A 21,352-nucleotide genomic window follows, 5' to 3' on the forward strand; every position below is an offset into this window, starting at 1 on the left:
TCAGTGCGTCAGTACCGGTCCGGCGTGACCTCGCGGAAGGACTCGGTCTCGCTCAGTTCGTGCACGTCGTCGTCGTGACCGTGCGAGTGCGCGTCCTCGATCTCCGCGGTGGTCGGCTTCTGCACCGCGTCCGCGTAGTAGAAGGCGCTCAGCTTGGCGCGGACCTTGTTCAGCGCCCGGCGCGGTGCGCGGACCCCGTTGTCGTCGGTCTCCGGGCCCACCTCGTACGGAACGAGCCGGTCGTGCGCGGTGAGCTCGTAGGCCTCGTGCACGGAGATCGGCGTGTGCCGCTCGGAGTAGGCGCCGTCGGGGGAGCGGACGATGATGCCCGACTCCAGTCCGTGCAGCAGCCGCTCCTGGTCGGCCCGCTGCAGCGAGATCGCGATCCGCCGGGTCACCCAGAAGGCGAAGACCGGACCGAGGAACACCGCGAACCGCAGGAACCAGGTCACCTCGTTCAGCGAGAGGCCGAAGTGCGTGGCCACCAGGTCGTTACCGCCACCGATCCACAGCAGGCCGTAGAAGGTGATGAACGCGGCACCGATACCGGTCCGGGTCGGCACGTTGCGCGGCCGGTCCAGCAGGTGGTGCTCCCGCTTGTCGCCGGTGATCCAGCCCTCGATGAACGGATACAGCGCGACCAGCGTCACGAAGGCCGGTGGGATGATCAGCGCCGGTATCAGCAGGTTCCAGCTGAGGGTGACGCCCCAGAAATGACTCTCGAAGCCTGGCATCAGGCGCACGGAGCCCTCCAGCCAGCCCATGTACCAGTCAGGCTGGGAGCCCGCCGTGACCTCTGCCGGGTTGTAGGGCCCGTAGAGCCATACCGGGTTGATCTGCAGCAGTGCGCCCATCAGGGCGGTGACGCCGAAGACGACGAAGAAGAAGCCGCCGGCCTTGGCCATGTAGACCGGCATCAGCGGGTAGCCGACCACGTTCTTCTCGGTCCGGCCAGGCCCCGCGAACTGGGTGTGCTTGTGGTACACGACCAGGAACAGGTGGGCCGTGACGAGGGCCAGGATCAGCCCCGGGATCAGCAGCACGTGGACGGTGAAGAACCGGGACACGAAGTCGTCGCCCGGGAACTCGCCGCCGAAGATGAAGAACGTCAGGTAGGTGCCGATGATCGGTGAGGCCTGGACCATGCCCTGGGTGATCCGCAGGCCGGTACCGGACAGCAGGTCGTCGGGGAGGCCGTAGCCGATGAAGCCCTCGATGATGCCGAGGAACAGCATCCCGAAGCCGATCACCCAGTTGAGCTCACGCGGCTTGCGGAACGCGCCGGTGAAGAAGATCCGGAGCAGGTGCACCATCATCGCGGCGATGAACAGCACGGCCGCCCAGTGGTGGATCTGCCGCATCAGCAGACCGCCACGGATGTCGAACGAGATGTCCAGCGTCGAGGCGTACGCCTCGGACATGTGCAGACCCTTGAGCAGGCTGTACGAGCCCTGGTACTCGACCTCGGCCATCGACGGCTTGAACCACAGCGTCAGGAAGATGCCGGTCAGGATCAGGATGATGAAGCTGTAGAGCGCGATCTCGCCGAGCATGAACGACCAGTGGTCCGGGAAGACCTTGCGCAGGTTCTTCCGGCCCAGCTTGCCGATCCCGAGCCGGTCGTCGACCCACTTGACCGGCGGCGGGAACTCCGCCGTCGCGGCTGGCTTTTCCTTGGTGTCAGACACTGGTGTCACCCTCGTTCCCAGAAGCTCGGACCGACAGGCTCCGTGAACGCGCTCTGCGCGATCAGGTAGCCCTCGGAGTCCACTGCCAACGGTAGCTGCGGCAGCGGCCGGGCGGCAGGCCCAAACACCACCTTGGCGCCGTCGGCCAGGTCGAACGTGGACTGGTGGCACGGGCAGAGCACGTGGTGCGTGGTCTGCTCGTACAGCGAGATCGGGCAACCCACGTGGGTGCAGATCTTGGAGTAGCACAGGATGCCGTCGATGCCCCAGTTCTCGCGACCGGCCGGCGTCCGGATCTCGCTGGGCTTGATCCGGACCACGATCACCGCGGCCTTGGCCTTGGCGTTCTGGTACGCGACCGCGCTCTCCTCCTGCAGCGGAGTGAGGTTCGCGGGCTGGGCGTTGACCAGCTGGCCGACGATCAGGTCGGACGGCTTGATCGGGCGGTCGGTGACGTCGTTGACGACCCGGATGCCCTTGGCCCAGATGGTGTTGTAGAGGCTGCGGCCCGGCAGCGGACCGAGGTCACGCAGCAGCACGACGGCCGGCAGACCGAGCAGGCCCATCGCACCGAGCAGCGAGCGGCGGATCAGCTTGCGCCGGCCGAAGCCGGACTCGGCCGCGCCCTCGGAGAAGCCGGCCATGATGTCGGCCTTCTGCTCCGGGGTCGAGTTGGCGTCGTGCCGGAGCTCGACGATCTCGGTGTCGACCATCAGCTGCTTGGCCCACTGGATGGCCCCGGCGCCGATCAGGAACAGCGCCAGGCCCAGGCACAGGCCGATGACCATGTTGTTCGCGTTACCCGACAGCGGGCCGAACACCAGGGTGGCGTCACGCGGGATGGCGAAGTACGCGACGCACGCGCCGAGGGCCAGCAGGCCGGCCAGCGTGAACATGGTCGCGACCTGGCGCTCCGCGCGGTCGGCGGCCTTCGGGTCGACGTCGGTGATCCGGTACTCGTGCGGCTCCAGACCCGGATCCGCGATCGGCTCGGCCACCTCGACCGCGCCGTGGTGCTCGTCGGCTGCCTTCACCGGCAGGTTCTTGTCGTCGCTCATTCGGCCTTCGCTCCCTCGGCCTTGGCTCCGTGTGCGCCGGCGCCCTTGACCTTGACTCCCTTGGCGCCGATCCAGACGGCGACCACGACCAGCAGGCCGATTCCGACCAGCCAGCCCCACAGGCCCTCCGAGACCGGGCCGAGCCGGCCGAGGCCGAAGCCACCCGGGTCCTTCTGCTCCTGCAGCGCGTGCAGGTAGGCGATGATGTCGCGCTTGTCCTCAGGCTGCATGACCTGGTCGGAGAAGACCGGCATCTGCTGCGGACCGGTGAGCATCGCCTCGTAGATGTGCTTGGGGTCGACGTTCATCAGCGACGGCGCGTACTTGCCCTTGGGCAGCGCCCCACCGCGGCCGGCGAAGTTGTGGCACGCCGTGCAGTTGGTCCGGAAGAGCTCGCCACCACGGGTGACCTGCTCGTCGGTCGCCTTGCTGATGTCGTACGAGTCCTGCGCCGGGACCGCCGGGCCGGGCGCGAGCGAGGCGACGTACGCGGCCAGGGCCTCGATCTCCTCCGGCGTGTAGGCGGGCGTCTTGCGCGGGATCTGGGCACCCGGCTGCATCGCGGGCATCCGGCCGGTGCCGACCTGGAAGTCGACGGCGGCCGCGCCGACCCCGATCAGCGAGGGGCCGGCCATCTTGCCCTCACCGTTGCCGCTGCCCTCGGCGTTCAGGCCGTGGCAGCTGGAGCAGCCGACCGCGAAGAGCTTCTTGCCCTCTTCGATCTGCTGGGTCTTGGCCGAGTTGTCGGCCACCGCGCTGCCAGGGGCAAACGCGGCGTACGCCGAGCCCACTGCCAGGAGGCCGAACAGGAGCACGACGAGGCCGGCGGACCGGTGCCGTCGTCGCGCGGAGAGAAAGCGCGCCGGTGACAAGGAGGTTCTCTTCTCACTCATTTGAGCAGGTAGATGGTCGCGAACAGGGCGATCCAGACCACATCGACGAAGTGCCAGTAGTACGACACGACGATCGCCGAGACGGCCTGTTCGTGGGTGAACTTGCGGGCCATGTAGGTCCTGGCCAGGACGAACACGAAGGCGATCAGGCCGCCGGTCACGTGCAGGCCGTGGAAGCCGGTGGTCAGGTAGAACACCGACCCGTACGGCGAGGACGAGATCGTGATGCCCTCGTGGATCAGCGTGGCGTACTCGGTGACCTGGCCGGCGACGAAGACCGCGCCCATCAGGTACGTGAGGATGAACCACTCACGCATACCCCACTTGAGGAAGTTCACCGCCGATCCGACCCGGCCGACCCGTCCGTGCTCGGCCGCGAACACGCCGAACTGACACGTCACGGAGGACAGCACCAGGACGAGCGTGTTGGTGAGCGCGAACGGGACGTTCAGCCGCTCCGTCGACGCCTCCCAGAGCGTTTGCATGCCCGGGACAGCGGTGGCGGTCGTCACCGACCGGATCGTGAAGTACGCCGCGAACAGGGCGGCGAAGAACATCAGTTCGCTCGCGAGCCAGACGATCGTGCCGACACTGACCATGCTGGGACGGTCGTGGTGTCCGTGTTCTCGAGACGCTGGGAGCGCAGTTGCAGTGGCCACGCCGTCATTATGTCGGTCCCCGGACGAAGCGCCACGACCACCCCCGTTTCTGGCGCAGCATGTCGCACTACTGTTGAACGGTGCTTCCCCTTCACGCTGGGCCCGGTGACCAGATCGCGCCGTTCACGCCGCTCCGGTTGCTGACCGCCTGGACCTTCGAACCGGTGTTACTCGCCGTGATCGTTGCCGTCGGCGCGCTCTACCTGTACGGCGTCCGCAAGCTCCACAAACGCGGTGACAAATGGCCGCCGGGCCGGACCGTCGCGTTCGTCGGACTGGGCCTGGGCAGCGCGGTGATCGCCACCCAATCCGCTCTGGGCACCTACGACACGGTGCTTCTGAGCGTGCACATGGCCCAGCACATGATCCTGTCGATGCTGACGCCGCTGATGCTGGCGCTCGGCGCGCCGGTCACGCTGGCGCTGCGGACGCTGCCCAAGCGGCCCCGGAAATGGTTGCTCTCCGTATTGCATTCGCGGGTCGCGAAGGTGCTCTGCTTCCCGCTGATCGGCTTCACGCTGTTCGTCCTGAGCCCCTGGGTGCTCTATTTCAGCGGCATCTACGACGCCACGCTGCGCTCGACCGGGCTGCACGACCTGCTGCATTTCCACTTCGTCCTGGTCGGATCGCTGTTCTTCTGGCCGCTGCTGGGCCTCGATCCGGTGCCGGGGCGGGTGATCTACCCGTTCCGGTTGATCATGACGTTCCTCACGTTGCCGTTCCACGCGTTCCTCGGGATCACGATCATGTCCGCGAACCGGCTGATCGCCGAGGACTGGTACACGAGCTTCGAACGCTCCTGGCCGCCCTCACCGATCCACGACCAGTACATCGCCGGCGGCCTGTTGTGGGGGTCCGGCGACATCGTCGGCCTGGTCTTCTTCGGCGTCCTGTTCGTCCAGTGGGTGCGGGACTCGCAGCGTGAAGCCCGCCGTGAGGACCGTCGCCTGGACCGGTTGGAGGAGCAGGCGCGCAGGGCCGAGCAGGCACCCCGGTAGCATTCGGTTGTCCAGTCGTCTTTTTCACAGCTTGGGATGAATCGATGAGCTCAGAGCGTCCGCTGAAGGTTCTCGTCTACAGCGACGACCGTACGACGCGGGAGTCCGTCCGGCTGGCGCTGGGCAAGCGCCCGGCCGCTGATCTGCCCGCGCTCGAGTACGTCGAGTGTGCGACCGAGCCGGCCGTGATCAAGGCCATGGACAAGGGCGGCATCGACCTGGCCGTCCTGGACGGCGAGGCCGTGCCGGCCGGTGGCCTGGGGATCGCCCGGCAGCTGAAGGACGAGATCTTCAACTGCCCGCCGATCCTGGTGCTCACCGGCCGTCCGCAGGACGCCTGGCTGGCCACCTGGTCGCGCGCCGAGGCCGCGGTCTCGCACCCGATCGACCCGGTCCGGCTCGCCGAGGTGACCGCGGGCCTGCTCCGCGCCGTGGTCGCCAAGCTGCCCGCCACCACCTGATCCCGGCGATGCCCGCCTACACCTGGCCGCACGTCCTCAACCCGCTGCTGCGGGGCGAGGACCTGGAGGCCACCGCCACCGCGTGGGCGATGGAACAGATCCTGTCCGGGGCCGCGTCCCCGGCACAGCTCGCCGGCTTCGTGATCGCACTGCGTGCCAAGGGCGAGACGGTGGTCGAGGTCGAGGGCCTGGTCGCGACCATGCGCGACTTCGCCACCCGGATCACCGTGCCCGGCCGCACCCTGGACGTCGTCGGTACCGGCGGCGACCAGGCGCACACCGTCAACATCAGCACGATGTCCGCGATCGTTGCCGCGGGCGCCGGTGCCAAGGTGGTCAAACACGGCAACCGCGCGGCCTCCTCGGCCTGCGGATCGGCCGACGTACTGGCTGAGCTGGGGATTCCGCTCGACCTCACCGCGGCCCAGGTCGCCGAGGTCGGTGAGCGCGCCGGGATCACCTTCTGCTTCGCTCCGGCATTCCATCCGGCGCTGCGACACGCCGCCGTACCGAGGCGTGAGCTCGGCGTACCGACGACCTTCAACTTCCTCGGTCCACTGGCGAACCCGGGTGATCCGTCGGCTCAGGCTGTTGGCGTCGGCGATGCCCGCATCGCCGGGCTGATGGCCGGCGTACTGGCGCGGCGTGGGATCGACGCGCTGGTGTTCCACGGCGACGACGGTCTGGACGAGTTGACCACCCGTACGACGTCGCAGGTGTGGAACGTCGGTGGGGGAGAGGTCTCCGGGCCGTTCACTCTCGATCCGCGTGATCTCGGGATCGAGCCGGTCGCTGCCGAGGCGCTCCGGGGTGCGGACGCGCCGTACAACGCGAAGGTCGTGCGCTCGTTGCTCGAGGGGGAGGCCGGAGCGGTGCGCGACGTCGTACTGCTGAACGCCGGTGCCGCGCTGGCGGCGTACACCCCGGTCGAGGGACCGATCACCGCGCGGATCCGGACCGGCATGGACCTCGCGGCCGAGGCGATCGACTCAGGTGCGGCCAAGGACGCCCTCGACCGCTGGATCGCCGCCTGCGCTGTCGTCCGCGGCTAGCTCGGCTAGCGAGGTGGGCCGACCGTTTCGGTCGGCCTCAGCGGTTGATCTTGATCTGGCTGACCTTGGTGCGCCAGACCTGGATCCACGTCGGCGTCGAACCGGCGATGTCACCGATCGACACCGCCGCCGTACCGTCACCGCGGTCGACCACCGCGATCAGCACGGTGGAGAACGTCTCCGTCAGCTTCGGTGCGCTGACCGCGACCCGCGTCGTGATCTCGTGGCCAGGATGCCCGTCCACGGTGATCGCCTTGTGCGTCGTCGCCGAGATCTTCGCGCCCTCGCCGTACAGCCCGATGATCGCGCGCGAACCCGCCTGCGTCGCAGCGCTCTTGAGCCCGGCCGGCGTACTGGTCACCTTCACCGTCGGCGTCAGCTGCCCGAACGCGACCACGTTGCCCCAGTCCGCGTCGCCGTTGTAGTTCTCGTGCACGGTGAGCCAGACCGCCGCCCCGCCGTACAACCCGATCCGGCTGGCCCCGGTCTCACTCCAGGCCGACCCCATGATCGGCATCGAGTCCTTGTTCGCGGCAACAAGCTGCGTCCCAAGCACCTTGCCTTGTGGGGGTGGTGTCGGCGTCGGCTTCACCGAAGGACTGACCGTCCGCAACCCCGGATTCCCCGAAGGCAGGGCGGTCGGCGACACCGCATCGGCCCGAGTCCAGATCCACCCGATGCACAAAGCAGTAGCCGTCAAAGCCGCCACCACCAACACCAAAGCCCCAGTGAGCCGAGCCCGCCCACCGGAATCACCACTCTGCCGCAAAACCACCCCATACCCCTCAGCCTCAGGCACTACCCCCCGAACACCCCGCCCACCCTGCCCGCCCACCGGGTCACCCGCTCCCTGCGAACCGCCGCCCCCAGCCGAAGCAGCCAACGGCTGCCCGCCGTCCCCGTACGGCGGCGCGCCCGCTGGCTGGCCGGGTCCCTGCGAGCCGCCGCCCCCAGCCAATGCAGCCAACGGCTGCCCGCCGCGCCCGTACGGCGGCGCGCCCGCTGGCTGGCCCGGTCCCTGCGAACCGCCGCCCCCAGCCGAAGCAGACAACGGCAGCCCGCCGCCTCCGTACGGCGACACCTCCGCCGGCTGACTCGGTCCGCCGTGCTCCGCGCTCGACAGCGGTCGCACCGGCGTGCCTTGGGGACCAACTGGCGTCAAAGCCCCCGGCTCTGCACTCACGGGGCCCGCATTCGCCGGCCCCGCCGGAACACCTCGCTGCACATTCTGGCCACCTGCCGCCGCCGAGCGGGCCCCCGGCACCGGTTGTACGTTCTGGGGACCCCTGTACGCCGGTCCAACCGGAGCACCGGGCTGCACGTTCTGTGGACCCACGTATGCCGGAGCGCCGGGCTGCACGTTCTGTGGACCTGTGGGAGTCGGGTACGGCGCAGGTCCAGGCTGCACGTTCATCCCGCCTGGAGGCGTCGACTGATGCGGGGGCCCTGCTTGACCGCTCTGAGGATCAACAGGTGCCGAGCCCATGCCAGCACCCGGCTGCACACCTTGCGGACCCGCCTGCGCATAACCGGGTGGCGCAGCCTGCGGACCACTGACCGGCGGCCGCACGCCAGGCTGCGGCGGTGCACCCGGCGGACGTGTCGACCGTACAGGCGTCACATATCCCGCCTGCGGCTGCCCGCTCGCTGGTCCACCGACTACACCAGGAGCAGGCGCATACCCCTGCTGCCCACCCTGAGGGCCCGCCACCGGCGGTCTACCCCCGGAACCACCTGCCGGCTGCCCGCTCGCAGCCCAACCCGCCGGCTGCCCGCTCGCAGCCCAACCCGACGGCTGCCCACCGGCTGAACCACCCGGCGCCTGCCCACCGGCCGAACCACCCGGCGCCTGACCCACTGAACCGACCACCGGCTGCCCATCTGTTGAGCCAGCCGAGGGTCGCCCGCTCGCCGGGCCAGTCGTCCCTTGCGCGCCCGCCGAACCAACCGTCGGTTGACCACCTGTCGAGCCCGCCGGCGGCCGCCCATCTGCGCGGCCAGTCGTCCCTTGAGCACCTACCGAACCGGCCGGCGGCTGACCACCTGTTGAGCCCGCCGTCGGTCGCACACCTGCGGGACCAGCGGTCGCTTGAGCACCTGCCGAGCCAGTCGTCGGTTGCCCACCTGTTGATCCAGTCGACGGTCGCCCATCGCTCGGTTGCGCACCCACTGGACCAGCCGGCGCTTGCACGCCAGCCGGACGGGCCGTGGGCGGTCCGCTCATCGGACCGCTAGGTGGAGCTGGCGGCCCCGACCGCGGACCGTAACCCGGCTGCCCGGTATGACCCGGCTGAATACCCTGCGGGCCAGATACATCGCCCAGCTCAGGGCGAGTTCCCTGCACAGCTCGAGGATGTGACGGATCGACGTGCTGCGTCGGCTGACCAGTGCGTGCGGGCGGCGAGCCGTACGAACCCGCAGCCGCCTGTCCTCCCAGCTGCGCTCCATCGCCAGAACGCGCCGGCGATCCCGCGTCATCCGCCGGACCTACAACAGTCCAACCCGGCCCCTGCCCACCCACCTGCCGTACGCCGCCCACCTGCGAGACACCACCCGCCTGCGGGGCACCGCCTCCACGTGGAGCGCCGCTAGCTGAAGGCATACCACCCGCCTGAGGCGTACCGCTTGCCTGCGGGCTACCACCTGCCTGAGGGACGTCACTTGCCTGTTTGGTACCTCCCACCGGAGGTGTACCGCCCACCTGCGGTTCCGTGCCCGGCTGCGGACCACGAGCCTGCGACTCCGGAGCTGGACCGGGCCCATACGCCCGTCCCTGCATCGGGTCCTGACCGCCGTACCCACCGGACTGTGCACCCGGCTGTGGGACATACGCCGACGGCGGCCCCACCGGTGGAGTCGGCTGCTCACCAGGCCCGCCGTACTGCTGGCCGACGGGTGGAGTCGGCTGCCCGCTAGGACCGCCGTACTGCTGGCCGATGGGCGGCGTCGGCTGCCCGGCAGGCTCGCCGTACTGGCTGCGACTGGGGGAACGCGGTGGCGGAGGCGGCGGGGGCGCAGGCGCAGGCGACTGCCCCATCAACACATCGCTCGCCCCGCCAAGCCCGGCCGACCGACCCAATGCATCCGACTCACCCAAAGCATCGGACCCACCCAAAGCATCCGACCCACCCAAACCACCCGGAGCATCCGAGCGGCCCAGAGCATCCGACCCGCCCAGACCGTCCAAACCACCCGGGGCATCCGAGCGCCCGGGAGCACCCGCGGTATCCGCCGCGCCCGGAGTATCCGAGCGACCCGGAGCATCCGCCGTACCCGGAGTATCCGAGCGACCCCGAGCATCCGCCGTACCCGCAGCATCCGCTGTACCCGGACCATCCGACTCACTCCACCCGGCTGACCGGTCCGCGGCGACCGGCGTGCCTGCGTCGCCCACCCCATCTGCGTTGTGCACCCCATCGGGACGGTCCGGTGCGGTCGCAGCCTCAGGCTCGGTGCGGGCTACGGAGGACAGGTGTGGGAGGCCGTCGGGGACTGGCATGGTGGTTCCGTCTGCGGTGGGGGAGTCGGGGGCGTCCGACGGTGGGCGGCGAGCGGGGAGTACCGGGGGCGGAGGCGGGGCGCTGTGGCGGCCGGAGCGCCGTGGGGGCGGGGTTTGGTTCTCGTTGTCAGCCAACGTTGATTCCCTTGTAGGCCTGGCTTTCGGCCGCCTTCAGGTCCGGCCGGTTGGTGGGGATGTCGCTGATGTACGCGACCGCGGTCCCGTCCCCGAGGTCGAAGACGGCGATGGTCAGGGTGAGGGTCCGCGCCTGCACCTTGGCCGACTTCGCGGTGATCGTCTGCTGGACGTACCAGCCCGACTTGTCCGACCGCTTCACCGCGCCGTTGACCCCCGGCTTGCGCGTGATCGAGATGCCGCCGTACAGCGAGGCCGGCAGTTCGTCCGCGAGCGCCAGCGCGGTCGCCTTCGGGTCGCCGCCGAACCCGGATTGGTTGCCCAAGGCACCGACAAAGATGTCGGCGTACCAGTTGTTGGTCCCGTCGAACTTCTCCTGCAGTACGACGTACTGCCCGCTCGAGTCGAGCAACTGCGGTACCAGCCGCTTGCGGTCCGACCACAACCCGGTACGGCGCGGGAACGAGATCGCGGTCGACGCGATCCGCTCGCCCTCATGGAGCTTCGGATTCTTCGACTGGCCGGGCTTCGTGGCGTCGGTCGGCTGGTTCGTGGGTTGGTTCGTCGGCGGCGTCGGGCTGGGGTCAGCCTTGTCGTCGCCCGGTTTCGTGATCAGGAAGATCGCGGCGACGATCAGCATCACCAGCGCGATCCCACCACCGATCAGCAGCGGTAGCTTCGCGCCCGGCCCACCGCCTCCGCCAGCTGGCTTCTTGGCTGGTCCACCACGTCCGGTGCTCTTCTTCGCCTTGCCACCACCGCGACCAGGACCGTCCGCATCTACACCCGCCCCGGCACCCCACCCACCGGCCTGCTGCGCGTCGCCCCACGGCCCGCCCTCGCTCTGCGGCGCGGGGGTAGCACCAGCTCCCCAAGAAGCCTCCTTCTGCTCACCCCAAGGCCCGCCAGCAGCCTGCCCGGCGCCCCAAGCCGCAGCACCAGTCTTCTGCTCGCCCTCGGCCGCAGCACCGCCGCCACTCGCAGCAGCTCCCCATGGGTTGTTGCTCGGTGCCACAGTCTCCGCTTGCTCACCCCAGGGAGTACCAGCCGTCTGTACGCCGGATTGCTCCGCGCCCCACGGATTCTGAGCCGCCGGCTGATTGTCCGCAGCGTCGCCAGCCGTCTCCTGAGTACCCCAGGAGCTAGCCCCCTGCGCGTCGGCCGAAGCCTGCGACGCCTCCGCACCCCAAACCTGCGTCTTGTCGTCCTGACCGTCGGGAGTCGCCGCAGTCCAGCCAGCGCTCTGTCCACCGGCCGCAACACCCCAGCTCTGCTGACTGGGAGCCTGCTCCAGATCCGGATCCACACCCCAAGCCGACTGCTCCTGCGGCCCCTCACCCGCACCCTGCTGAACCGCCCCACCCGCCTGCCCCGCCTGAGCACGCCAGGCCTGTTGTGCCTGAGTGGCTTCGTCACCCGATGCCTGCGCAGCCCAGGTTGGCTGCGGCTGCGCGGCCTCGTCGCCTGACGTCTGCGCACCCCAGGCCGGTTGTGCCTGGGTGGCCTCGTCACTCGAGGCCTGCGCACCCCAGGTGGGCTGCACTTGGGTCGTCTCGTTGTCTGATTGCCCACCCCAGGCTGGCTGTACCTGCGCGGCTTCGTTGCCCGACGACTCCGCACCCCAGGTCGGCTGTACCTGGGTGGTCTCGCTGTCCGGCTCTCCACCTGCGTCCGCCTGAGCCGCAGCGGTCTCGTCCGGAGCATGTGACCCACGGGGCTTCCGGGCAGCATTTGGAGCCTCAGTCCAACTCACATCGGACCACCCCTGCCCACCACCCTCGGCAGCACTAGGGTCTCCAGTCGCGGTGCCCCAAGCCTCCGGCGTACCGGGCGTCTCAACCGGCTCACCGCCGCTCGCCTCAGCACCCCAACCAGCGGCCGCGGTCTGATCGCCGCCCTCCGGCTCCACGCCCCAACCACCAGCCGAGGCACCACCGTCCTCGCTGCCCCAACCACCGGCAGCACTAACCCCAGCCTGTACGCCGGTCTCACCCTCGACACCCCAGTCACCACTGGCCGCCGCACCCCATGAACCACCCTCGGCCCCGGCGCCCGCCGTACCCGCGTCGACCTCCGGCGCACCACCGTCACTCCAGCCAGCCGCCGTACCGGCCTCAGCCCCAACCTCCGACGCACCACCGTCGGTCCAGGAGCTCGCCGCACCGGCCCCAGCCTCAGCCGCCGATGCACCACCGTCAGTCCAGGCAGCCGCCGTACCACCGTCAGTCCCGGCCTCGGCCGCACCGGTCTCAGCCCCAGCTGCCGCCGTACTACCGTCAGCCGCGGCGTTCGCCGTACCGGCCTCAGCTCCAGCCGTCGCCGTACCGGCATCAGCTCCAGCCGTCGCCGTACCACCGTCAGTCGGGACGATCGCCGGACCAGCGTCAGTCCCGGCACTCGCCGTACCAGCGTTACCCTGCGCATCGTCCGGCGTGGAGGCCAGCCGCAGCGTCCACCCGTTAGGCGCGGCCTGATCATCACCTTGCGGCGCAACGGCGGTCTGCTCGCCTGCGGCAGTCGCATCGACATCCAGTACCGGTCGCTGGGTCCAGTGCTCCGGCGGGGCCGGTGCGATCTCCGGTGCGTTCCAGGTAGCCCGGGCCCGCTCGAACGGCGTCAGCCCATCGTCCCCGCGCACCTCACCACTAGCAGCGCTCTCACCACTATCCACCGGCCCGACCGCCGTCAGCCGCGGCGCACCCGTGTTTACGGATTCATCCGGATTAGGCCACCAACCACCTTGCTGTGGCGGCGACGTCGTATCCCACCCGGCCCGCGGACTCGCACCCCAAGCCGTCTCCTGAGACGACGACGCCCCCCAAACAGGCTGAGGCCCCGTCTGCTGCGGTGACACCGGCGCGTGAGAATCCGCCGTACCGACAGCAGGCTGTACGGCGTCGCCAGCCCCAGCCGCGTCCGGCGCAGACTCGTCCACCGGTTCAGGCGCCGTGGACTCGCTCGGAACCGCTTCCTTCTCGGTGCGGTTGGTCCACTGCTTCCCGTTCCACCAGCGGATGGTGTCTGGCAGCCCGGTCGGGTCCGGGTACCAGCCTGCGGGAGGGTTGCTCATGCGTTCACCGTAACTTCAGCGCGTGTCAGAAAGTACAGGTTCCGAGCCTCAGACACCGTCCTCCTGGCCCAGGCTGAACGCCGCCTCCAGGTCGTGGCTCGAGTACGCGCGGAACGCGATGTGGGTCTCCGTGCTCAGTACGCCGGGCACGCGGTTCACGTGGTCGGGAATCACCGTCGCCAGTTCGTCGTGATGCGCGACCCGGATCATCGCGATCAGGTCGAGCCCGCCGGTCACTGAGTAGACCTCGCTGACTCCCTCGATCGCCGCCACCTGCTCGGCGACCTCCGGGATCCGCGCGACATCGGCCTTGATGAACACGATCGCGGTGACCATGTCGTCCTCTCCCTCGAAGCACATCGGACCTGCCGAAGCATAGTGGCGGCCACCCCCGGACTCCGCGCCGATCCCGCCGATTTGGTGCATTCGAACAGGTGTTCTAATATGTATGCATGACGATTCACCCGGCCCGCGCCACCGATGAGCAACCGCTCGTCGGGAGTTTCGCGAGCCGGTCGGGTGGAAGGCTCGCGCTGGTCCCACCGCCGCCTGACTCCCAGCCTGCGGCGACGTTCTTCCCGCCCGGCGATCCGGACGAGGTGCCCGACGACGCGTACGACGAGGTGTGGGACCTCGACGACCCAGAAGCGCCGATGGTGATCAGCGAAGAGGAGTTCTACGACGCCGACCTCCCACCGATGTCGGCCGTCGACCAACTGGAGTGGGAGCTGTGGGCGTCGGCTGATCAGGACGAGGCCGAGCGGTTCATGCTGCGCCAATCCGCGCCCGACTGGGTGTTCCTGCCACCCGGCGGTGACCTGGCGGCGGCGCTGGGCTCGGTTCGCGTGCAATGCCTGTCACCAATGGCCCTGATCGAGTACCTCAAGGCAGCCTCGCGGCTGGCGTCCTGGGCCGAGGCGATGAAGGCGGCCGCCATGGCGACGTTCTTCCGCCAGCGCAAAGCGCAAGAGACCGAGACGCCACGCCCCGAGGAGATCGACTCGTCCGGCCGGCCAGTCAATCCGGAGCGTTCGTGGGCCGCCGAGGTCGGCGCAGCACTGCACCTGTCGCCCAACACCGCAGTCCGGCACATCGAGACTGCCCTGCACCTGACCGGGCCCCTGGCAGCCACCTTCACCGCCCTGAGAACAGGCGCCCTGTCCCACTCGAAGGCGCTAGCGATCTCGGAAGCCACCCGCGCCCTGTCCGACGACGACGCCCGCGCAGTCGAGTCCCACGTCCTGCGCCGAGCCGCCTCACAGACCCACGCCAACCTGCGCCGCTCGCTACGTCACCAGGTCGCCAAACACCAAGCCGACGTCGAGGCCGACCGCCACCGCGAAGCCGTCAGCGAACGTACCTGCAAGATCGTCCCTCTCGCCGACGGCATGGCTGGCCTCTGGATCGTCCACACCGCCGACAACATCCAAAAGATCTGGGTCGTGGTCCAAGCCCTGGCAGACCTAGCCAAACGCCCCACCCCCACAACCCCTGAACCCACCGCCCCAAAGCCACCCACAGAATCCACTGCCCCCGCACCAACACCAGCATCCGCGGAACCCACCGAGCCGACGCGACCCACAGAACCCGCAGAACGCGCAGAACGCGCAGACCCCAAAGGACGCGAAGCACGCGGAGCACGCGGAGCACACGAAGCACGTGGAGGTCGCGAAGGTCGCGGAGCACACGAAGCACGTGGAGGTCGCGAAGAGCTCGCCGGACGCTGCGCATCCGGCGCAGCCGAAGCCTGCGCGTCACCCACCGATTCCGCGGTCCCCTCGGAGTTCGCCGAGTCCACGACAGTCGCAGAGTCACCGGCTCCTTCGGCATCCGCTGACCGCGACGCATCGTGCGAGCCTGCGGCATCGACCGCCTCGACCGCCTCCGGCGTACCTGCACCGTCTGCGGCGCACACAGGAACCGCCGGCCTTGGAGCGCGAGTCGATCGCGAGGTATCCACGGGATATTCAGCACCTGCGGCGTCCGCCGATCCTTCGGAACGCCCAACGTCATGCGGGCCTTCGGTACGCGCGGAGTCCACCGATCCTTCGGAGCACCTAACGTCAGGTGATCCCACGCAACGTGCTGCGTCCACCGATCCTTTGGGTCGGGCGGTGTCGGGTGGGCACTCGGAGCGTGTGCCGTCGGGCGATCCTTCGGTACCTGCGGTGACCGGCGAACCCACGGACGGCGCTGCGTCCCGTGCAATCTCCCGACCCGCGACATCCCCCGCGAGGTCGCTCGACGCCCCGGAGCTCACCCAGCCGGTGGCGAATTCCGCTCGCACCGCCTTGGACTCTGCCAGTACCGCGCACGGCCATGCCGCTCCCGTCAGCCGTATCGCAGGCGAGGCCACGCCTGGAGACCCGTTCCCCTCCGTTGACGGACTCCGCGAGACGGCAGATGCAGCTACCCGGTCGACCAAGGCCAGCGCTCGCGTAGACACGGCCGCCGAATCGAACCCGACTGAGTCGGATCTCGCCAAACCGAACTCCGCAGGCCCGAACCCCGCAGACCCCAATTCGGCTGAGCCGAGGCTGGCCGAACCGAACCCGGCCGAGTCGGATCTCGCCAAGTCGAACCCCGCAAAGCCGAACCCAGCCAAGGCCAACCCCGCCAAGCCGAACCCTGTTGAGTCGAATCGTCCCGAGTCGAACCGGGCTGAACTGGACCCGGCCGATCCGAAGCCGGCCGAACCGAACCCCGCCGATTCGAAGCCCGCACGCGATGAGCGGACGGCTGAACAGCGGCGGGCGGACTCGGTGGCGGACCTGTTCGGGCACATGCTCTCGAACGGGCTCGACTGGCTCGGGCGCCGCTTGCCGGATCAGCATCGTCGTCGCCCCCACATCGAGGTACTGATCCCGGTGGGCACCTTGCTGAGCCTCGACGACGAACCGTGCGAGCTCACCGGATACGGACCGATCCCTGCGGAGATGGCGCGCCGGATCGCTGCGGACGGTACCTGGCGCCGACTGCTCACCGACCCCGAGAACGGCGTCGTCCTGAACGCCTCCACCACTCGCCACGATCCCAGCCCGATGGTCAGCGAGACGCTACTCGCACGCCATCCGGTCTGTGCCTGGCCCGGATGCAACCGCTCATCTCGTGAATGCGACCGCGATCACGGTACGCCGTTCGCCGTATCGGGCCGGACCAGTCTGGCCGGGCTCGCGCCGTACTGCGAGTACCACCACGTCATCAAAGACACCCCTCGCTGGGGCTGGCGGACCGAGAACCATCCCGACGGCTCGGTCACCCTCATCGCTCCCACCGGCCACCGCTACACCACCGTCCCACCTGCCCGAGGCCCCATCACCCGCGCCCCCACCCGCGCCCACCCGGGTGGTCAGGCTGCCACGGACCCGCCGCCGTTCTAGCAAGGCTGCACTCGGCCGCTCAGCCACGAGTGAAGCTCAGAGCAGGGGCGCCGAACCCCAGCCGAGGTTGTGGGGGCTCTCGGATTCGCGCCAGCTGACCGGTGGAGCTCGCTCACCGGGTCAGATCGGGCTTGGTCAGAGTCCACGTCATGCGTTGAAAATCTTGCCGCGCGGCACATTTGCGACATCGTCACCAGCCGCATCCCTTCTGGGACAACACCCGCCTCTGGGATATCACCCGGCTCTGGGCCATCGCCCGGCCCTGTCCGGCTCGTGGTCGGGCCGACTGACGGTGGGGGATAACCAAGCCCTGCGTAGAAGATCTGGGGCCGGGGCGGCTAACCGGTACGGGAATGCTGGGCTGCCATCGCGAAGCTGGTTGTCAGGCTGGTGGTTCAGGCCGCGTGCTGGCAAAGGCACGGTTGGCCGTTGGCCGTTGGCCGTTGGCCGTTGGCCGTTGGCCGTTGGTGGTGGAGTGGGTGGGCTCCGTCCGGAGCGCACGTTGGCCCGGGGGTCGATCGATGCTCGTGCTGTTCCGCGCAGCTGCCAGTCGGAGCAGTAACGCAAAGCAGAATGTTCGTCGGGATGCGGGCGTAGGGGACTGCCGGCGCTGGCGGAGGCGGGGCGGGAGGCACGCGGGCGTGGGCGCTGCTCGCGGCCTGAGCGCGCGGAGATGAGGCGGATCGTTAGCTGGCTCGGGCGGGGCCTAGGGGGCGGAGGCGGCGGCGTTCGGTGGGGTGGTGGAGGTCGGCGGTGGCGTTGTCGATGCGGGTGAGGTGGCGGCCGGCGCCGGTGATGGGGCAGGTCCAGGTGCCGTCCATTTCGACCAGGCGGATGCCGGGCTGGTCCAGCCAGCGCAGGACCAGGTCGATCTCTTCGGGGGAGGCGGTGGCGACGGGGCCGATGCCGGGCAGGACGGTTTCGGCGGAGGCTCGCAGCATGTCGAGGTAGCGGCGGGGGTCGGTGCCGCGGGGGCTGATGCCGGCGGCGGCGAGGCGGCCGCGGCGGATGACGTGGAGTTCCCAGCCGCCGTCGTCGGTACGGCGGGCCGCGCAGATCTCGGCGCAGCTCGTGACGGATGCCATCCGCTGCATGCGGGCGGAGCTGCGGACGAAGGCGCTCAGGCGGTCGCGGTGGACGGCGGCGTCTTCGAAGCGTTCGTCGGCGGACAGTACGTCGATGCGCCGGTCGAGGGCGGTGATGACGGGGGTCGGGTCCGCGGTCAGGGCGGTCCGCAGGTTGTCGACGAATTCGCCGTACGAATCGGACGAGATCCGGCCGTCGCACGGTGCCACGCAGCGTCCCATCTCGGCCAGGACACAGGGCGACAGCCGTGGGGTGCGCGACATGCGGGCTGTGCACTGGCGGATGGGGAAGGCTTCGTGGAGCGCCGCCATCGCGCGCTCGGCGGTTTTGCGGGAGCTGAACGGGCCGAGGTAGCCGCCGTCGTCGTCGCGGACCTGTTTGACCAGGGAGAGCCGGGGGAACGGCTCGACGGTGACCTTCAGCCAGTGCTGCCGTTCCGGGAACTTGGACTTCCGGTTGTACCGCGGTTTGTGTTCCGCGATCAGCCGCAGTTCGCGGACCTCGGCCTCGAGCGACGTCCCGCACTCGATCCCGCGGACCGAGGTCGCGATGCCGACCATCTCGCCGATCCGGTTCCGCGTCTCGGAGGCCGTGAAGTACGAGCGGACCCGGTTCCGCAGGTCCTTCGACTTGCCGACGTACAGCACCTCGCCGCGGTCGTCGGTGAAGAGATACACACCCGGTGCGTGCGGCAACGATTCGGCGAGATGCCGCTTGGCCCGGACGGCGGGGGCGACCCGCGAGTTGAAGGTCTGCAGATCCTCGAGCGTCTGTACGCCGAGCGAACCGACCCGCTCGAACAGTCCGTGCAACACGTCCACGGTGGCCCGCGCATCGGACAGTGCGCGGTGGTTCGGGGTCGTGGTGGTGCGGAACAGCTTCGCCAACGTGCCGAGCTTGCAGTTGGGCGCTTCGTCCGGCGTGATCACGCGGCGCGCGAGCAGCGCGGTGTCGACGACGGTGAAGTCGGGCCAGTCGTATCCGTGCACGAGGCTGTCGTGCTTGAGGAAGCCCATGTCGAACGGCGCGTTGTGCGCCACCATCACGCAGCCGCGGGCGAACTCCAGGAAGGCCGGCAGCACCGAGTCGATCCGGGGTGACGAGGCAACCATCGGGTTGGTGATGCCGGTCAGCACCGCGATGAACGCCGGGATCGGTTTCCCCGGATTCACCAGCGTCTGGAACTCGCCGACGATCTCACCCGCCCGCACCTTCACCGCACCGATCTCGGTGATCCCCGAGTCTCCGGGCGCACCGCCGGTCGTCTCCAGGTCGACCACGCAGAACGTGACGTCGCGCAGCGGGGTCCCGAGGTCGTCGAAACTCGGCTGGACACCCCGGATCGGCAGCGCTGTCGGGACGGGCGGGCTGGTCATGGCAACGACGCTAAGAGCCGCCACCGACAATTCCGCGGGTGACACGCGAGCTGGTCGACTACGCTCTCGGTATGCGTACACAGGCGATCACCGCGAAATGGGCCCGTTCGGCCGTTCGTTGTGGTCTGCATCACGGGCTGCTGCCGCACGGTTCCGAGCGTCCGGAGTTCACGGACCGGACCAGCGCGGCGGCCGTCGTCCCAGCCGGACTGCGGACCGGTGACTGAGGCAGGCACCGCCGCGAGCTCCGCCGCTACGACCTTGCCCGAACCCGTCCGGCAACGAGTCCTCACTCTTGCCGCGCAGGCGCTCGGCCAGCTTCCCGCGACCGACATTCCGGCGCCGCTGCGCCGGTTCGCGAGCTTCGCCCCGGCCAAGCGCGCCAAGCTCTCGGCGTCCGTCCTCGGCCCGATCCTCGAGACCGACGAGCACTTCCGCCGGCTCACCGCTTTCCAGGTACGGCGGGAGCACGCGGAACTGGGTGATGCGATCGCGGAGGGAATCGCCGTACCGATGGCGGATCCGATCGAGGTCGCCGCGCTGGCGTACCTGCTCCGGCCGGACGATTGGGAGGCGCGCGTCGCCGCCGCGGCTCAGCTGCCGGTGGAGACGCCGCGAGCCGACGATGAAGCCATCGGCCGGTTGTCGGACCAGCTCGATCAGGCTCGCACCGAGACACGTCAGGTCCGCGAACGGCTCCGCGAACAGGTCAACGAGCTGAAGGCCGAGAACGTCACCCTGCGCCGCAAGCTCAACGAGGCCCGGCAACGGATCACCGGTCTGCAGACCGATCTCGAGAAGCGCACGACCGAGGCGGAGACCGCGGACGAACGCGTCGAGGCCGCACGGACCGAGGTCGATCGTGAGCTTCGTCGGCTGCGCGCTCGGATCACTGAGCTCGAGGCGGTCGAACACGCAGCACGTCGTACGGCGGGACAGGAGCGCGAACTCGCATCGACGCGTACCCGGTTGTTGCTGGACACCGTGCTTGAGGCAGCGAGCGGATTACGGCGGGAGCTAGCCCTGCCGCCAGGTGGTGAGCTCAGGCCGGCAGACACGGTGGCCGGCCGGGAGCCTGAGGCGGCGCCCGTCGGGCGGACTGCTCCAGAGGACGACCCGGCGCTCTTTGACGAGCTGCTGGCGTTGCCGCAGGTGCATCTGATCATCGACGGCTACAACGTCACGAAGACCGCTTGGCCGACCTCGCCGCTGCATTCGCAACGTCAGCGCCTGGTGACGGCACTCGGCGCGCTGGTGGCCCAGCGCCGGATCGAAGTGACGGTCGTCTTCGACGGCGCCGAACTGTCCGGTCCCGTGCAGCTGAACCCACCCCGCGGCGTCCGCGTGCGCTTCAGCCCGGCCGGCGTGATCGCCGACGAGGTGATCCGCCAACTAGTCCGTGCCGAACCACCCGGCCGCCCGATCGTCGTCGTCTCGACCGACCGTGAGGTTGCCGAGAGTGTCGGAAAGCTCGGCGCCCGCTCACTGTCCGCAACCAGCCTGATCACCCGCATCGCCCGCGCCTGAAACCAGCCTCCAGCAGGTAGGCCTTCACAAAACTGTCGGCGGCCTTCTCTAGCGTCCTGATCAGCCGGATGCAAGTCCGGGTGCTTCCCCACTTTGGAGGACGTTGTGCTGATCGACTGCGACGCCTGTGTGATGCGTGGTCCGGGCTGCCAGGACTGCGTGGTGACGGTGGTGCTCGGCTTCTCCGCCGAACGAGATGAAACCATCACCATCGACGACGATGAGCGTGCGGCGCTCGACGTACTGGCCCAGTCCGGGCTGGTGCCACCGTTACGCCTGGTGCACGCGGTCAGGAGCGTCGATCCCAACACTCCTGCCGAAACCCTTGCTGGAGAAGGCGATACGGCGGTCGGCTCGGGGTGATCCGACGTTAAGTTTGGATCAAACCCGAGGGGCGAGTTGTACCGGTCACGAAACGGTCACTACTGTTACGTCCTGTTGCCTCAGGGTGTCGGTTGATCGGACCGACC

General features: G+C 69.2%; 15 protein-coding genes. 7 read left to right on the plus strand and 8 right to left on the minus strand.

Annotation, left to right across the window (positions count from 1 at the left end):
- Positions 1-8: 8 nt before the first annotated feature.
- The 4 genes from ACIA49_RS14730 to ACIA49_RS14745 are packed head-to-tail and all read right to left on the minus strand — an operon-like array spanning position 9 to position 4,298.
- A complete protein-coding gene (locus tag ACIA49_RS14730; RefSeq protein ID WP_396377666.1) occupies positions 9-1,697 on the minus strand; it encodes a cytochrome bc complex cytochrome b subunit in 1,689 nt (562 codons plus the stop codon).
- Positions 1,694-2,746, minus strand: a complete 1,053-nt coding sequence (locus ACIA49_RS14735; RefSeq protein ID WP_396377667.1) for a Rieske 2Fe-2S domain-containing protein — start codon at positions 2,744-2,746, stop codon at positions 1,694-1,696. The genes ACIA49_RS14730 and ACIA49_RS14735 overlap by 4 nt, the downstream gene beginning before the upstream one ends.
- Complete coding sequence (locus tag ACIA49_RS14740) at positions 2,743-3,639, minus strand: c-type cytochrome (protein ID WP_391548287.1); 897 nt, start codon at positions 3,637-3,639, stop codon at positions 2,743-2,745. The genes ACIA49_RS14735 and ACIA49_RS14740 overlap by 4 nt, the downstream gene beginning before the upstream one ends.
- A complete protein-coding gene (locus tag ACIA49_RS14745) occupies positions 3,636-4,298 on the minus strand; it encodes a heme-copper oxidase subunit III (RefSeq protein WP_396377668.1) in 663 nt (220 codons plus the stop codon). The genes ACIA49_RS14740 and ACIA49_RS14745 overlap by 4 nt, the downstream gene beginning before the upstream one ends.
- Before the next feature lie 80 nt (positions 4,299-4,378).
- Here ACIA49_RS14745 and ACIA49_RS14750 point away from each other — a divergent pair, with 80 nt between their 5' ends.
- From ACIA49_RS14750 to trpD, 3 genes are read left to right on the plus strand one after another with little or no spacing between them, the layout of a single operon-like run.
- Positions 4,379-5,296, plus strand: a complete 918-nt coding sequence (locus ACIA49_RS14750) for a cytochrome c oxidase assembly protein (protein ID WP_391548289.1) — start codon at positions 4,379-4,381, stop codon at positions 5,294-5,296.
- Between the two features lie 44 nt (positions 5,297-5,340).
- A complete protein-coding gene (locus ACIA49_RS14755; RefSeq protein ID WP_396377669.1) occupies positions 5,341-5,757 on the plus strand; it encodes a hypothetical protein in 417 nt (138 codons plus the stop codon).
- Positions 5,758-5,765: 8 nt separating this feature from the next.
- Positions 5,766-6,809: an anthranilate phosphoribosyltransferase gene (trpD, locus tag ACIA49_RS14760; protein ID WP_396377670.1), complete on the plus strand. Its 1,044-nt coding sequence runs from the start codon at positions 5,766-5,768 to the stop codon at positions 6,807-6,809.
- 37 nt (positions 6,810-6,846) lie between these two features.
- Here trpD and ACIA49_RS14765 read toward each other — a convergent pair whose 3' ends face one another.
- The 3 genes from ACIA49_RS14765 to ACIA49_RS14775 form a co-directional block, all read right to left on the minus strand.
- A complete protein-coding gene (locus ACIA49_RS14765; protein ID WP_396377671.1) occupies positions 6,847-7,518 on the minus strand; it encodes a hypothetical protein in 672 nt (223 codons plus the stop codon).
- 2,917 nt (positions 7,519-10,435) lie between these two features.
- Positions 10,436-13,513 (minus strand): hypothetical protein, encoded by a 3,078-nt coding sequence (locus ACIA49_RS14770; RefSeq protein WP_396377672.1) that lies wholly within the window; start codon positions 13,511-13,513, stop codon positions 10,436-10,438.
- A 48-nt stretch (positions 13,514-13,561) separates the two neighbouring features.
- Positions 13,562-13,849 (minus strand): Lrp/AsnC family transcriptional regulator, encoded by a 288-nt coding sequence (locus ACIA49_RS14775; protein WP_396377847.1) that lies wholly within the window; start codon positions 13,847-13,849, stop codon positions 13,562-13,564.
- 116 nt (positions 13,850-13,965) lie between these two features.
- On the opposite strand from ACIA49_RS14775, the gene ACIA49_RS14780 reads away from it, so the two are divergent.
- Positions 13,966-16,893 (plus strand): DUF222 domain-containing protein, encoded by a 2,928-nt coding sequence (locus tag ACIA49_RS14780; protein WP_396377673.1) that lies wholly within the window; start codon positions 13,966-13,968, stop codon positions 16,891-16,893.
- A gap of 686 nt (positions 16,894-17,579) precedes the next feature.
- On the opposite strand, the gene ACIA49_RS14785 is transcribed toward ACIA49_RS14780, so the two are convergent.
- A complete protein-coding gene (locus tag ACIA49_RS14785) occupies positions 17,580-19,355 on the minus strand; it encodes a DEDD exonuclease domain-containing protein (RefSeq protein ID WP_396377674.1) in 1,776 nt (591 codons plus the stop codon).
- 71 nt (positions 19,356-19,426) lie between these two features.
- Between ACIA49_RS14785 and ACIA49_RS14790 the strand changes: the two genes are divergently transcribed.
- The 3 genes from ACIA49_RS14790 to ACIA49_RS14800 all read left to right on the plus strand — a co-directional run bounded on the left by ACIA49_RS14790 (position 19,427) and on the right by ACIA49_RS14800 (position 21,245).
- A complete protein-coding gene (locus ACIA49_RS14790; protein ID WP_396377675.1) occupies positions 19,427-19,582 on the plus strand; it encodes a hypothetical protein in 156 nt (51 codons plus the stop codon).
- A complete protein-coding gene (locus tag ACIA49_RS14795) occupies positions 19,575-20,882 on the plus strand; it encodes an NYN domain-containing protein (protein ID WP_396377676.1) in 1,308 nt (435 codons plus the stop codon). Before ACIA49_RS14790 ends, ACIA49_RS14795 begins: the two co-directional genes overlap by 8 nt.
- Positions 20,883-20,987: 105 nt before the next feature.
- Entirely contained in the window at positions 20,988-21,245 is a 258-nt protein-coding gene (locus ACIA49_RS14800; protein ID WP_396377677.1) for a hypothetical protein, read from the plus strand.
- Positions 21,246-21,352: the final 107 nt, after the last annotated feature.

It is taken from the genome of Kribbella sp. NPDC051587, assembly GCF_044453945.1.
In the GTDB taxonomy this organism is placed as follows: Bacteria; Actinomycetota; Actinomycetes; order Propionibacteriales; family Kribbellaceae; genus Kribbella.

Excerpts from the sequence above, each read along its gene's own strand:
- ACIA49_RS14735 (WP_396377667.1), bottom strand. The coding sequence starts at position 2,746 with ATGAGCGACGACAAGAACCTGCCGGTGAAGGCAGCCGACGAGCACCAC.
- ACIA49_RS14740 (WP_391548287.1), bottom strand. The coding sequence starts at position 3,639 with ATGAGTGAGAAGAGAACCTCCTTGTCACCGGCGCGCTTTCTCTCCGCG.
- ACIA49_RS14755 (WP_396377669.1), top strand. The coding sequence starts at position 5,341 with ATGAGCTCAGAGCGTCCGCTGAAGGTTCTCGTCTACAGCGACGACCGT.
- trpD (WP_396377670.1), top strand. The coding sequence starts at position 5,766 with ATGCCCGCCTACACCTGGCCGCACGTCCTCAACCCGCTGCTGCGGGGC.
- ACIA49_RS14770 (WP_396377672.1), bottom strand. The coding sequence starts at position 13,513 with ATGAGCAACCCTCCCGCAGGCTGGTACCCGGACCCGACCGGGCTGCCA.
- ACIA49_RS14775 (WP_396377847.1), bottom strand. The coding sequence starts at position 13,849 with ATGGTCACCGCGATCGTGTTCATCAAGGCCGATGTCGCGCGGATCCCG.
- ACIA49_RS14780 (WP_396377673.1), top strand. The coding sequence starts at position 13,966 with ATGACGATTCACCCGGCCCGCGCCACCGATGAGCAACCGCTCGTCGGG.
- ACIA49_RS14785 (WP_396377674.1), bottom strand. The coding sequence starts at position 19,355 with ATGACCAGCCCGCCCGTCCCGACAGCGCTGCCGATCCGGGGTGTCCAG.
- ACIA49_RS14790 (WP_396377675.1), top strand. The coding sequence starts at position 19,427 with ATGCGTACACAGGCGATCACCGCGAAATGGGCCCGTTCGGCCGTTCGT.